This is a genomic window from Clostridium perfringens, assembly GCF_016027375.1.
GTDB lineage: Bacteria > Bacillota > Clostridia > Clostridiales > Clostridiaceae > Sarcina > Sarcina perfringens.
In genome coordinates this window covers 688,266-702,366 of record NZ_CP065681.1, presented here as the reverse complement: position 1 = coordinate 702,366, position 14,101 = coordinate 688,266, and the positions used below count along the sequence as shown (strand labels likewise).

Sequence of the window (14,101 nt, the reverse complement as noted above, 5' to 3'; positions counted from 1 at the left end):
TACAAGCTAAATACTATGGAGGATAAAAATGAAAACAGATGAATCTAAAAAATTAAATTCTGCATCGCATTTTTGTGATGAGAGCATCAGCTCTAAATATGAACATTCCACTATTCCATAAATAAGTCCCCTTTAATAAGAAGTCCTTTGCTACTTCTAAATTAGGTTTCTCTGTAAACCTTGCTATCTTGAAGGTAGGAATGTGTCCATTGACTCTATCGCCCATTTCTATATAGCCATAACCTGTCTCTGGTCTAGTTGGCTCTATTCCTATGGTAACAATAGCTCTCTTCTTATCCGCAATCTCTACGGCTTGTTCCAGAGTTTGAAGATAACTTTTATCTCCTTCTATATAATGGTCTGAAGGCAATACAATCATAACTGCATCCTTATCTTTCTTTAAAAGCTTAGCTGCTGAAAGACCTATACAGGTTGCAGTTTCTTTATTAGCAGGTTCAGTAAAGATATTTTCCTCTCTTATGTCTTTAAGTTCATCTCTTATTTTGTCTTCATACTCCTGGTTTGTCACTACATAAATATTATCTTTATGGATTATAGGTCTAATTCTATCCACAGTATTACTTAAAAAACTCTTCCCATTATTGTGTATGCTAAGAAATTGTTTAGGGTTTGAACTTCTTGAAAGTGGATAAAGTCTAGTACCCTTTCCTCCTGCTAAAATTAATGAGTAAAGCATGTTGCCTTCAACTCCGTTAATTGTTATAGTGTATTTTATGTGAAAATATTCCATTATGTGAGTATTAAAAAAATTTAAGGCTTTAGTTTAAGTAAAAATACCATAACTAAAGCCTTTCCTCATTTATTCATATTAATTTATTTTATTTATAATTTTATAATAAAAAACTTTTTGCGTAGTCATATTAACTTAGAAAATTTATTTTAGAACTCATCTAAGCTAAGTAAATTCAAAGTTTTAAAAACCATTATTCTTAGAAACTTCTTTTATCCATCTTCCTGATTTTTTAATAGTTTTCTTTTGAGTTTCTAAATCTAATGATATAAATCCATATCTATTTTTATATGAATTTAACCATGACCAACAATCTATTGGAGTCCATAAATGATATCCCACACAATTTGAACCCTCTTCAATAGCCTTATGAAGCCATTCTAAATGCTCTATTATGAATTCAATTCTATAATCATCTTCAATTATACCTTCAGCATTTTTGAATTTTTCTTCGCCTTCAACACCCATTCCATTCTCTGAAATGAACCATTTTATGTTGCCATAGTTATCTTGCACATTTTTAGCTATATCATAAATTGCCTTAGGATATATTTCCCATCCTCTATGAGGATTCATTCTCTTTCCTGGCATATCATAATTATCAAAATATTTTTCTGGAGCCCATGTTTCTCCACCATATTCCTCTTCTCTAGCTTTAACTCTTCTTGGTTGATAGTAGTTTACCCCTAAGAAATCCACAGTATTATTTTTTATAACCTGTAATTCTTCCTTAGTAGAATTCCACATTACTCCATCTTTTTCTAAAACCTCAACTAAGTTCTTAGGAAATTCTCCTTTAGTTGCTGGATCTAAGAATAACTCATTGAAGAAAGCATTGGCAATTTCAGCAGCTCTTAAATCTTCTTTTGACTCACTTCTTGGATATGCTGGCGTTAAGTTAACTATTATTCCTATTTCTCCATCTTGTCCTAATTTTCTATACTCTTCTATGGCTCTAGCAGAAGCTAATGCTATATTATAGGCAGCTTGAAGCCCTCTTTTTCCATCAACTATACAAGGATAATGCCATTTATATAAAAACTGTCCTTCAATAATAACTATAGGTTCATTAAACGTAGCCCACTTCTTAACCCTATCACCAAATAAACTAAAGGCAGTCTTAGCAAATTTCGAAAATAATTCTACAACATGCTTTGATTCCCATCCACCATATTTATCATATAATTCAACAGGAAGATCAAAGTGATGTAAATTCATGATTATATCTATTCCATTTGCTAAACATTCATCTATTACACCATTATAAAATCTCACTCCATCTTCATCTGGTTCACCAGTTTCAAAATCTTTAATTAACCTTGTCCATTGAATTGAAGTTCTAAATGAATTTAACCCAATTTCTTTTAGCATTGCTAAATCTTCTTTGTAACTATTATAAAAATTTGATGCTATATTTGGTCCTATACCATTGTGAAATAACTCTGGATTTATATCGAACCAGTGATCAAATACATTATCATGTTTTTTATTAAACCTACCTTCTGACTGAGGTCCTGAAGTTGCAGCTCCCCACCAAAAGTTTTCTGGGAAAGTATATTTCATGTGAAAACCCCCTATACCTTTGTAAACTTTTTCTCTACTTAATTGTATATTTTAAAAAAACTTTTTTCTAGGGTTCTTATGTGGCTTAATTCCAAAAAAAGTGGTTAATTTCAAGAAAAAAAGATCTAAGTATAACTTAGACCTTTTTTCGCAAACCAATATTATAAATATAACTGTATAAATTTTAATTTAAACTCATAACGTCCCCTTTAAATGACCATACTTAATAAATTCTCTCAAAATTCAATAATAAAAATAATTTCTCAATATAAATACCCTAATATCTATTCATAAGTCGAAAGATATTCTAGCTTCTTCCCCGTCGAAGCTTATAAAATTCATGTAAGAACAATTTCTTATTCTTAAGTTTAAAATAAAATTTACTCATATTTTCAATAGTAATTGTACTAAAAGGCTCCCCCAAACCTTAAAGCTTAAAAACTTAATCTTAAATATGCTTATCATACCCTTATTGGCTTGTCAGAAGTTCATCTATAAATAACAGGCATTAGTACATAGACGTAACTTTCAAAGATTGTATTCCTAATTTAGTTATATGTTTTTAGTATAAATTGAACACTTTATTTTAAATACTTTTTATCCGCTCATTGAAAACATATACAATCTTTAAGTATATTATACATAACTTTTTTAATCATTTCCATACAAATCCACTCATATTCATTCATTTTTTATTTATTTCATGATTTTTTTAACAATTGTTAACTTATTTTGGAAAGGAGCATACCTGATTTTTAAATCTAAGAATGTTTTTCTATTCATAACGCCCTTTTTATTGGAAAATAAGTCAAAACTATACTTACCATGATATTCTCCCATACCACTATTTCCAACTCCACCAAAAGGTAGATATGAGGATGATACATGAACTAAGGTATCATTTATTGTTACTCCTCCTGATGATGTACTATTAAGAACTTTTTCAATTTTATTTTTATCCTCTGAAAAATAATATATGGCTAAAGGCTTATCCTTACTATTTACTAATCTTATTACTTCATCTAAATCTTCAAAAGGTAAAATTGGGAATATAGGCCCAAAAATTTCTCTTTCCATAACAGGATCATTCCAAGTTACATTTTTTAATATAGTTGGTTCTATTTGAAAAGTTTTTCTATTATAATTCCCTCCAAAAACTAATTTTTCTTTATCTATATATGAAAGTACTCTATTAAATTCTCTTTCATTTACCATTTTAGAATAATCTTCAGATTCTAAAGGATTATCTCCAAATTGATTTTTTATTTCTTCCTCTAATTTTTTTATAAATTCTTCTTCAATATCCTTATGAACATATAAATAATCTGGTGCAACACAGGTTTGTCCTGAATTCAATAATTTTCCCCAGACTATTCTTCTAGCTGCTAATTCTAACTTACAATCCTTATCAATAATACAAGGACTTTTTCCTCCAAGTTCTAAAGTTACAGGGGTTAAATATTGAGAAGCTGCCTTCATTACTATTTTTCCTACAGTAGCACTTCCAGTAAAGAAAATATAATCAAATTTTTCTTTTAAAAGTTCTTCTACAACTTCTTTTCCTCTTTCTGGATTAATATGAAGAACATACTTTTCATCAAATACTTTTTCTAATATTTCTTTAAGAATTTTAGATGTCTCTGGTGCTGATTCAGAAGGCTTTATAACCGCTGTGTTCCCAGCTGCTATTGCTCCAATTAAAGGATCCATTGTAAGCATAAAAGGATAATTAAAAGGACCTATTATTAAAACAACTCCATAAGGTTCTAACTGTATAAAACTTTTTGCTGGGAATTGTACTAATGGAGTTTTTACTCTTCTTTTTTTGCTCCATTTTTTTATATTTTTAATGTGCATATTTATTTCATCATATACCATTGCCACTTCTGTAACATAGGATTCAAAGCTAGATTTCATTAAGTCTTTTTTTAAGGCTTCAAAGACTTTCTCTTCCTCACTTTTTAAAACATCTCTTAACTTCTTTAGTTTTTCTATTCTAAAATTTATATCCTTAGTTTCACCTGTACTAAAATATTCTCTCTGTTTATTTATTTTTTCTCTTAAGGTTTCCATAGAATTTCCCCTCCCTCATTATTCCAATTCCTTTTTTAATTTATTATAGACCTATTTTATTTAATAATAAAATATATTCTTTTAAATTTAATCACAAAAAGCGTGTATCAAAATTTAATAATAAATATACTTTGATACACGCTCTTAATATTAATTTCCTAATTTATAAATTAATCCTTCCTTTAATTCTCCATAAGGAATTTTAAATTCTCTAATACCTGAAGAGTATGGAGCTATTTCATACTGCTGAAAATACACTATAATTCCATCTCTATTTAAATAATAGGCTTGATTTTCATTAACTCCCTTAAACAAAGCTCCATTATCAAAATAAAGCTCCTTCTCTTTTTCAATATCCTCTCTTACCTTTTTATCAATTATACTTTTATAGTCAAATCCTTCTTTAAATAAATCTTTTAGTCTAAGCTCTTTTCCTGTTTTAAGATTATAATTATAACTTACTTTAGTCGTTAATCCATGAGCTCCACCAGTATATTGATAATATGAAACAGGTAAACTAATTACTTCATCTGTATTAAATGCTTCAAAAAGACTATATGCCTCCATTTTAGGCATTTCTTTTCCTGCCTTCTCATATTCTTTGCTGTACTCTTCTCCTAATAACTTAATGTCATTTATCCAATTTAAAGTATAATCCTCTATAGTTTTATTTATTTTATCTGTAACCTCTTTTTCTCCACCTTGAATTGATGGATATTTAACTTTAATTTCATACTTGTCAGTATTTTCTTCTATAGATTTTTCTATAACTTCTATTTTATTTATTTCTTCTCCTAAAACTACAGTAGAAAAAATAAGAAGTAATGACATAAGGCATAAAAAAATTTTTTTAAATTTCATAAAATAAACCTCCACTTTATATTTGGCTAATTTTATTTTTCTCTTAAGTGTTATAATTATGTATAATGTATAAATAAAATCTATTAAAAGCTGATTGGAGTGATATAAGTGACCTATCTTATTATATTGATAATTATTGCTATTTTAGTTATTGTCTTTTTTTTAGCAACAGGTCTATATATATTTAAATCTACTGTAACTAGAGAACTTCACGATATAGAGAAAAGTTATACTAGATATGTAGAAAATAATCTTTTTGACGAAGCCTTATATAATTCTGCTTCTAAGGAAGATATTACTTTAAAATCCTTTGATGGTCTTAATCTAACCTCAACACTTATAATGAATGAAAATCCTACAAATAAATTTATAGTATTAGTCCATGGAGTTTCTATTTGTTATGTTGGTTCTTTAAAATACTTTGATATATTTTATAGAAATGGCTTTAATGTTCTTATAGTGAATCAAAGAAGACATGGAAAAAGTGAAGGAAAATATTCCACATATGGTTTTTACGAAAAATATGATGTAAACATGTGGATAGAATACTTAAAATCTAGATTTGGCAATGATATAATTTTAGGTCTTCATGGTGAATCAATGGGAGCTGGAACAGTTATGGAGACTATTCCTCTAAATGATTCCATAAAATTTGTAATTGAAGATTGTGGTTACTCTAACTTTCACGAACTTATAGGATTTCAAATAACACATGCATATAAAAATAGACTTGTTAGAAAAATTCTTCGTCCAAGCCTTATATTTGCAAACTTCTTTATGAAAACTAAAGCTAAATTTTCTATGAAAAAAATAGTTCCTATAGATATAGTAGCTTCAACATCACTACCAATGATGTTTATACATGGAAAAGAGGATTATTTTGTACCATGGTATATGGCAGTAGATTTATACAAAGCTAAAACTAAAGGCTATAAAGAACTTTACCTAGTAGAAGGTGCCAAACATGCTGAAGCCTTAGAAGTTAATAAAATTCTATACGAAAAAAAGATAATGACCTTTATCGAAAAAGCATTATCTTTGTATAAGTAAATTATAAAAACAAATTCTATTTAAATTATTTTGAACTGTATTAATTACTAGATATAGATGAAAGGCCATCTTAATGAGCTATTAGAGTTTCATTGTTTATGTAAGAATAATAGCGTTAAGAGGCTTTTACTGTTTGAGCATAGCGAGTTTAAAAGCCTTAGCTATTATTCTGGAATAAACAATAGAAACTCTTTGCGAAATTAAGTTAGGCCTGAATATATATCTAGTAATTAACATTCAATTAAATTGAGGCCTCTTCAGTCTTTGAAGAGTTTTCTGTTAATCTGTTTATTTCAGCTAACTCTTTCTTAGTTAAGTATCTCCAAGATCCTATCTTTAGGTTTCCTAGGCTAACATTCATTATTCTTATTCTCTCTAATTTTTTGACCTCATATCCAAAATACTCACACATTCTTCTTATCTGTCTATTTAACCCTTGAGTTAGTATTATTCTAAATGAGTTTTTGCTTTCTTTCTTAACTAAGCATTTCTTAGTAACTGTTCCTAGTATAGGCACTCCATTGCTCATTCCTTTTATAAACTCATCAGTTATAGACTTATTTACAGTGACAATATATTCTTTTTCATGATTATTCCCAGCTCTTAATATCTTATTAACTATATCACCATCATTAGTCATAAATATTAATCCTTGAGAATCCTTATCTAGTCTTCCTATTGGGAAAATTCTTTTTTCATGATTTATAAAGTCAACTATATTACCTTTTATCTTGCTCTCAGTAGTACAAGTTATTCCAACAGGCTTATTTAAAGCTATATAAACTAGTTCATTTTCAACCTTTAGAGGTTTTCCATCAATAGATACACTTTGCCCCTTAGAAACCTTCATACCAGTTGTAGCCTTTAGCCCATCTATCTTAACTCTTCCTTGTTCTATAAGCTTATCAGCCTCTCTCCTTGAGCAAAATCCTGTTTCACTTATATATTTATTTAATCTAACTTTATCTCTTATTTCATTTTTATTTGATACTATAATAGTATTTTTTACTGAAGCCTTTTTAGCTACTTTTTGTTTATTATTTTTATTAGTTTTATTTAAATTTTTATCTTCACTCTTAAACTTTTTATTAGATAAACTCTTATCTCTTCTATTGTTATTTTTTGATGCTTTTCTCACTATAAATAATCCTTTCCTTAATTAATTTTTCTTCTCATATCCTGAATTATTTATTTTTATTCTAAAATTATTCTTTGCATTATCATCCTTATTTACACTCTCAACATATTCTGTAACCTTATTTAAATCTACAGTGTCTACCATTTTTCCAGTTATATAAACATCCACAATTCTATTAGGAGGAAGCATATCCTCTTCTTCAAAACCTTTTAAAATTGAGATCATACCATCTTCAAATTTCTTGTTTTCTAATTTTAGTTCTGTTATTAATATAGTTCCCTTTTCTGTTGGAGAATAACTATAAACTATTCTATCAAACCTATTCAATCCAATTTTAACCTTTGATGTTCCTTGAATTAATATGGTAGTTTCCTGTTGTTTATAAAGAAAAGTAACACTTCCTATAAGGACAAATGCAATTAAAGCCACGCTAACTATTAAGGTCTTGTAATGTCTTAAAGTTTTCTTCTCTTTTCCTGATAATTCTTCTCCAACTTTATTTTCACATCTTGTTTTTATTCTTATAAATTGTCCTTCTTTAGTTAATATTATGGTACTCTTTTTACCTTCTAACATAACTAATCCTTTATGAACAACCTCTTCCCCTTTTGTACCCTTTATAACAGCTAAGTTTTCTAAGTCCTTAAAATTTATATTTAAATACATAGCTAAATTTGTATAATCTGCATTATATAATAAAATTAAATACGCTATTAAATAATTTGACCAACTTATAATCTTTTCATTACTAAATCCTGTTTTTTTAGCTATGACCTTTGTTTTTAACTCTCTTCTATTTATTATCTTTCTTAATAACACTTCTTCATCTACTAGAAAATAGGCTATATTAAGAATTAAATTTCTTTCCTCAAGATTAAATTCTTCACTTGAAAGACTTTTTAAATCAACTTTAAATTTTCTAAGCTCTTTTATGAAAGTACTTATTTCTTTTTTCAATATGTTTTTATCTAGATTTTTCTTTATATTTCTAGTAGAAAACATATATTTATCTTTTCTAAAAGTTACTTCACTCACTCAAGCGACACTCCTTTATGTATATTTTATAAAAAATAAGACTAAGGCAAAAACCCAGTCTTATTCCACTAACTTTCCTTTTACTATAACCCTATTTTTAGCGTCAGTTGTACATGTAACTATAGTTATAGTAGCATCTTTTGTTGGATTTAAAGCCTCAGTTTCATTTGGAGTAACCTCATACATATCAGTTATTTCATAAGTATATTCTTTTCCATTGTAAGTAACTTTGACTTTATCCCCTTTTTCAAGCTTATCAATATCCTTAAAAGCTTGTCCAAAATATGATATTCTATGTCCTGCTATGGAGAAATTACCTTTTTCCCCTGGCATTGGTGACCCAGGAAAATGACCTACTACATACTTTATATCTTCATAGCTAACGCCTTCTATTATACCTATTTCTAAGTTTATCTTTGGAATATTTAAAATACCTATTCCTTTTCCCTCTTCAAGTTGTGCTTTTTCTGGCTTTTTGTCTTTTTCAACTTCAACCTTATCAGCTTTATTCTTTTCATCGCTATTTTCTTTAGTATTTTCCTTAGTATTTTCTTCTTCTAACACATCAGCATCTTTCTTTTCACCCTCTGGAACATCAAACTGTAAATTTCTAAAACTATCTAAAACAGCTTGCTGCTGTCTATAAGTATCATATTTCATCCAAATAGTTACTCCAATAAGTGATACTCCTGCCACTATTAAAAGAATACCTAATACATTTCTAATTTTTCCCCACACTTCTCAATTCACCCTTTCTATTTAAATCCCTTTTACATAAAGCTTCTAATAATATTACTACAGACTAAAATTATTTCTAATCAATTATTATAAGCTATTCTCTTTAATTAAATCTCAATTTATTATACCATAGCCCCCATGATATCTATATAAAATTTTATATTATAAATACATCTTTTACATAATTAAAACATATAAAGATTTTAATCTTATAAAGCTATATTTTTGTTACAATTAAGTTTAATTTTCTTTAATAGCTATTGATGCTTTGATAACATAACAGAATTATATATAATTAAACCATAAAAATAAATTTTCATTGAAAAAATAAATCTAAGAGGTGATAAAAATGAGAATAGGAATGGGATATGATGTTCATAAATTAGTTGAAAATAGAGATTTAATATTAGGTGGAGTAAAAATTCCTTATGAAAAAGGACTTTTAGGCCATTCAGATGCTGATGTATTATTACACGCAATAATGGATTCACTATTAGGAGCAGCGGCTTTAGGAGATATAGGAAAGCATTTTCCAGATACAGACCCTAAATACAAAGGTGCTGATAGCATAAAACTTCTAGAATTTGTAGGTGAACTTTTAAATAAAAATAACTATAAAATATCAAATATAGATGCAACTATAATAGCTCAAAGACCAAAAATGGCTCCTCATATACCTACTATGAGAGAAAATATAGCTAAAGCATTAAATATAGACTTAGATCAAATAAATGTTAAAGCAACTACTGAGGAAGGACTTGGTTTTACTGGTTCTGGAGAAGGAATCTCATCTCAAAGTATTTGTCTTTTAGTAAAATAAAAAAATAGGCCCAATTAATAAAACTTACAAACATATCTTGAGAATTATTAAATATCCTCTTCATATTGTTTGTAAGTTTTATTTTCTATAGCCTATCTTTTTTTACTTTATACTAAAATTTATTAAACCCCTTTTATATAAATCCCCTTTTTAACGCTTATTGCTTTTTAATATTTTATTCAACTGCTATAGCATTTAACTCCCCACTTTTTTCAGCACTTTCTTTCTTTTGGAAAAATGCTATGAATGCTATTGCACTTATACCCATTAAATATGGATAGAATAAAAATTTCATTATTTCAAATGAACTTAATCCAGTTAAAGCCGCCGCTGACATTAATTGTGCTCCATATGGAATTATTCCCTGAACTGCACAAGAGAACATATCTAATATTCCTGCAATTCTTTTTGAATCTAAGTTATATTCATCTGAAATATCCTTTGCTAAAGGTCCAACTGTAACTATAGCAATAGTATTATTTGCAGTACATGCATCAACTAAGCTTACTAATAATCCAATACCAAATTCAGCCCCTTTTTTGCCATTGATTCTCTTAGTAACTAAGTTTAATACATAGTCTATACCACCATTTTCTTTTATTATTTCAACAATTCCCCCAATTATTATTGAAATTAATATAAGTTCACTCATTCCCCCTATACCAGTTGATATTGAAGTAAAGAAAGTCTTTAAATCTAAAGATCCTGTAAAGAATCCAATTGCTCCAGCTAATACTATCCCACCTGATAATATAGCAATTACATTAGCCCCCATTAATGCAGCTATTAAAATACCTAAGTAAGGAATAATCTTAATAAAATTATAATCGTATTGGCCTACTGATGTATTAGCCCCACTTCCTAAGAATGTATATATTACAATTACTAAGATAGCAGCTGGTAATATAACCTTAAAGTTTATTTTAAACTTATCCTTCATTTCACATCCTTGAGTTTTTGTTGCTGCTATTGTTGTATCAGAAATCATTGATAGATTGTCCCCAAACATAGCTCCACCTACTACTGCCCCAACTATAAGTGGTAATGCGATATTAGTCTTATCTGAAATTCCCATTGCTATTGGAACTATAGCAGCTATTGTTCCCATTGACGTTCCTAAAGATATAGCTATAAATGATGATATTATAAATATTCCTGCTACTAATATATTTTTAGGTAATATTGTTAGCCCTAAATTTACTGTAGATTCTACAGCCCCCATATTTTTAGCAACCTCTGCAAAGGCACCAGCTAATATAAAGATTAAGCACATTAAAATTATATTGCTATTACCAGCCCCCTTACAAAATATCTCTATGTTCTTTTCAAGTCCTCTTTTTCTATTTGTAAATATTCCAAATAAAACTGCAATTATTCCTGGAACTAAAACAGATACAGAGTAGAAATCTTTCATTACTAATGAAGTTCCCAAATAAATCGATACAAAAATTATTAATGGTAATAATGCTGAAAACTTTCCTTTTTTCATTTTCTCTCCTCCTAATCTATTTAATAAATCTATCCTTTATCCTACAAAATAAAAAAACTCCTATCCTAGGATAGAAGTTATTATTCTTACAGACTCTCTTTCTTATCTCTCAGTTTCTACCGCAGGATTTAGCACCGCTATAAATCTTTGCATGGGAAATTACTACTGATTTTTCTCATTTTAAAATTAGCATTGTTTTAACCGCAAAGAATTACCGGTTGCTGGGTTTCACAGGGCCAGTCCCTCCACCTCTCTTGATAAGATTTATTAAATTTTGTTTTTTTAATAGTATCATTCTAAAATTACTTTGTCAATTTATTTTTTTGACTTTAATAATTTATTTACTTATTAATTTATATAACAAACTTTCAAGTAATATTCCTTCATTTGGAGGATAATCAAACTTTTCGCTATATTCTATAGCTTCTGCAATAAAATTACATGACTTCTCCAATGCTTTTTCAATACTTTCCCCTCTTAATATCCATCCTATTAGCAATGAGGCAAAAGCATCACCTGTTCCACAATAAAAAGCATTTATTCTTTTATGAGAATAGGTGTAAAACATTTTTTCTTCTCTATCATAGAGTACAGTATCAATATATTCATTTCCTCTTGAACTTGTTACACTTGTTATTATACTTATTTTAGGTCCTAAATTCCCTAGACCTACTAAATATTCTTTTATCTCATCTTCATTTAGAGATTCTTTATATTCTTTTCCTAAAAGAAAAGAAGCTTCTGTAATATTTGGAGTGATTATATCTGCACTTTTTATTAAAGTTCTCATTTCTTCAATCATTTTTTCACTCATACCATCATAAAGCTTACCATTATCAGCCATAACAGGATCTATAACTACTAAAGTATTCTCTTCCTTAAAATCTTCTATAAATCTTTCAACAAATTTAACTTGATTAGGATCAGCTAAATATCCACTATATATGCATTGAAAATTTAAGTTAAGTCTTTTCCAATGATCTTTGGTTTCATATATAAAATCACTTAAATCTCTAATTGCTGGTTTTCCAAATCCATCTGTATGTGTTGACAATACTGCTGTTGGAAGTGGACATACTTGATTTCCCATTGAAGATAATATAGGTATTATTGTTGCTAATGCTGCCCTCCCATAGCATGAAATATCATGAATAGCAGCAATCTTATTCATAGGTTTCATTTCTATCTCCCCTTAAAAATCTGCTTTTAAATAAAATTCTTATTAACTAGTATTATATTAATTTAATTTTTTTATATCAAATGTACCCATACTTTTATGTAAAATAAAAAAAGCATCGCTTATAAAACGATGCTTGGTGCACCATCAGGGATTCGAACCCTGGACTCCCTGATTAAGAGTCAGGTGCTCTACCAACTGAGCTAATGGTGCATATTGTATTTTTTAAAATAATTTTACAGTAAAACTTTAAAAAATGGAGCGGGTACCGGGAATCGAACCCGGGTATCCAGCTTGGAAGGCTGGTGTTCTACCATTGAACTACACCCGCTTAGTATGTTTATATATTAACATACTGTTAATATGCTGTCAAGTTTTTAAACCAAGTTAAAAAACTGGCTGGGATAGCAGGATTCGAACCTGCGAATGACGGAGTCAAAGTCCGTTGCCTTACCGCTTGGCGATATCCCAGTATGGTGTACCTTAAGGGATTCGAACCCCTGACCCACGGCTTAGAAGGCCGTTGCTCTATCCAGCTGAGCTAAAGATACAAACTTGAATCAACAAAAATTATTATACATAGTTATTTAAAAAATGTCAACATTTTTTTCAATTTATTTTATATTTTTATTAATACTAAGCGATTTCAATTTTAAAATATCAAGAAAATTTAATTTTATACAATATCTTCTAAGTGTTTAAATAAAACTTTTTTAAATTTTTCCTCATCTTCTTTATTCTTATGAGCATTTTCACAAACTTTAAACCATTCTTCTGTAGTCATTCCTATAGTTTTTTCATATGAATCCTCACTATCTGTTTGAAGATTAGTTTCTACTACAAACTTTCCTAGCTCTTCAGCACTGCCAAAAGCTTTTAAGTATAAAAACTCATCATCATTTCCAAGCCAGTTATTATTAAATCTACTACAGAATATTTTTATTTTCCTCATTCCATTATCAGCACTTAACCCTTTTAATTTTCTTAATGCTACAATGTCATTTTTCATTTTTTCTTTTTCTTCTTCTGTTGATTTTCTATTTATCATAGAAATTATTTTTTCTACATCAATTGAAGGTATATGAGTTATTAATTTCTTTTTCCCTTCAACCCACTTATAGTATGCTTCTGGCATAAATACATACTCTATAAATTCTATTAATCTGTTAAAGTTAGGTACCATAACCCAAACATTTTGAAATCCAACTTTTCTATTGAATATTACATAATGTAGGTATTTCGTATCTTCAGTTATAGGTTCATCCTTAAACATTCTTCCTTTTAGGGTTTCATTTTTTGTTATTAATTCCCTCCAAAATTTCTCGGGATTTTCTTCTATCTTTGATCTTCTATGAAATAAGTTATGCATCTCAAAACCCCCTCATATCCTTTATATTTTAATTATA

General features: G+C 28.5%; 11 protein-coding genes, 4 tRNA genes, 1 pseudogene and 1 riboswitch. Of the genes and pseudogenes, 2 read left to right on the top strand and 14 right to left on the bottom strand.

Annotated features, from left to right (window positions below; genetic code table 11):
- Window positions 1-67: 67 nt before the first annotated feature.
- The 4 genes and pseudogenes from I6G60_RS03585 to I6G60_RS03570 form a co-directional block, all read right to left on the bottom strand.
- A pseudogene (locus I6G60_RS03585) lies at window positions 68-697 on the bottom strand (mannose-1-phosphate guanylyltransferase); the annotation flags it as partial.
- 237 nt (window positions 698-934) lie between these two features.
- On the bottom strand, window positions 935-2,314 hold the full coding sequence (locus I6G60_RS03580; protein ID WP_003467493.1) for a glycoside hydrolase family 1 protein: 1,380 nt from the start codon (window positions 2,312-2,314) through the stop codon (window positions 935-937).
- A gap of 696 nt (window positions 2,315-3,010) precedes the next feature.
- Window positions 3,011-4,387 carry an aldehyde dehydrogenase gene (locus tag I6G60_RS03575; RefSeq protein ID WP_003475090.1) on the bottom strand — a complete coding sequence of 459 codons (1,377 nt, stop codon included), beginning with the start codon at window positions 4,385-4,387 and terminating at the stop codon, window positions 3,011-3,013.
- Window positions 4,388-4,537: 150 nt separating this feature from the next.
- The gene (locus tag I6G60_RS03570; protein WP_011591123.1) at window positions 4,538-5,248 is read right to left on the bottom strand and encodes a DUF3298 and DUF4163 domain-containing protein; all 711 of its coding nucleotides are present in this window, start codon (window positions 5,246-5,248) and stop codon (window positions 4,538-4,540) included.
- 108 nt (window positions 5,249-5,356) lie between these two features.
- On the opposite strand from I6G60_RS03570, the gene I6G60_RS03565 reads away from it, so the two are divergent.
- Window positions 5,357-6,298 carry an alpha/beta hydrolase gene (locus I6G60_RS03565; protein ID WP_070957216.1) on the top strand — a complete coding sequence of 314 codons (942 nt, stop codon included), beginning with the start codon at window positions 5,357-5,359 and terminating at the stop codon, window positions 6,296-6,298.
- Between the two features lie 241 nt (window positions 6,299-6,539).
- On the opposite strand, the gene rluF is transcribed toward I6G60_RS03565, so the two are convergent.
- From rluF to I6G60_RS03550, 3 genes are read right to left on the bottom strand one after another with little or no spacing between them, the layout of a single operon-like run.
- Complete coding sequence (gene rluF, locus I6G60_RS03560; RefSeq protein ID WP_003467491.1) at window positions 6,540-7,436, bottom strand: 23S rRNA pseudouridine(2604) synthase RluF; 897 nt, start codon at window positions 7,434-7,436, stop codon at window positions 6,540-6,542.
- Window positions 7,437-7,457: 21 nt separating this feature from the next.
- Window positions 7,458-8,471, bottom strand: coding sequence for an anti-sigma factor domain-containing protein (locus tag I6G60_RS03555; RefSeq protein WP_003467523.1), 1,014 nt, complete (start codon window positions 8,469-8,471; stop codon window positions 7,458-7,460).
- 60 nt (window positions 8,472-8,531) lie between these two features.
- On the bottom strand, window positions 8,532-9,209 hold the full coding sequence (locus I6G60_RS03550) for a class D sortase (RefSeq protein WP_003467492.1): 678 nt from the start codon (window positions 9,207-9,209) through the stop codon (window positions 8,532-8,534).
- Between the two features lie 349 nt (window positions 9,210-9,558).
- Here I6G60_RS03550 and ispF point away from each other — a divergent pair, with 349 nt between their 5' ends.
- Window positions 9,559-10,029 carry a 2-C-methyl-D-erythritol 2,4-cyclodiphosphate synthase gene (ispF, locus tag I6G60_RS03545; protein ID WP_003457926.1) on the top strand — a complete coding sequence of 157 codons (471 nt, stop codon included), beginning with the start codon at window positions 9,559-9,561 and terminating at the stop codon, window positions 10,027-10,029.
- A 175-nt stretch (window positions 10,030-10,204) separates the two neighbouring features.
- On the opposite strand, the gene I6G60_RS03540 is transcribed toward ispF, so the two are convergent.
- The 7 genes from I6G60_RS03540 to I6G60_RS03510 form a co-directional block, all read right to left on the bottom strand.
- Window positions 10,205-11,518, bottom strand: coding sequence for a Na+/H+ antiporter NhaC family protein (locus I6G60_RS03540; RefSeq protein WP_003457854.1), 1,314 nt, complete (start codon window positions 11,516-11,518; stop codon window positions 10,205-10,207).
- Window positions 11,519-11,617: 99 nt separating this feature from the next.
- Window positions 11,618-11,782, bottom strand: a riboswitch (SAM riboswitch).
- Between the two features lie 73 nt (window positions 11,783-11,855).
- A complete protein-coding gene (locus I6G60_RS03535) occupies window positions 11,856-12,698 on the bottom strand; it encodes a pyridoxamine kinase (RefSeq protein WP_003457860.1) in 843 nt (280 codons plus the stop codon).
- A 134-nt stretch (window positions 12,699-12,832) separates the two neighbouring features.
- Window positions 12,833-12,908 (bottom strand) — tRNA-Lys (locus I6G60_RS03530).
- Between the two features lie 44 nt (window positions 12,909-12,952).
- Window positions 12,953-13,026 (bottom strand) — tRNA-Gly (locus I6G60_RS03525).
- Window positions 13,027-13,091: 65 nt separating this feature from the next.
- Window positions 13,092-13,166 (bottom strand) — tRNA-Gln (locus tag I6G60_RS03520).
- A 3-nt stretch (window positions 13,167-13,169) separates the two neighbouring features.
- A tRNA-Arg gene (locus I6G60_RS03515) sits at window positions 13,170-13,246 on the bottom strand.
- Window positions 13,247-13,371: 125 nt separating this feature from the next.
- Window positions 13,372-14,064 (bottom strand): hypothetical protein, encoded by a 693-nt coding sequence (locus I6G60_RS03510; protein ID WP_003454455.1) that lies wholly within the window; start codon window positions 14,062-14,064, stop codon window positions 13,372-13,374.
- Window positions 14,065-14,101 lie beyond the last annotated feature (37 nt).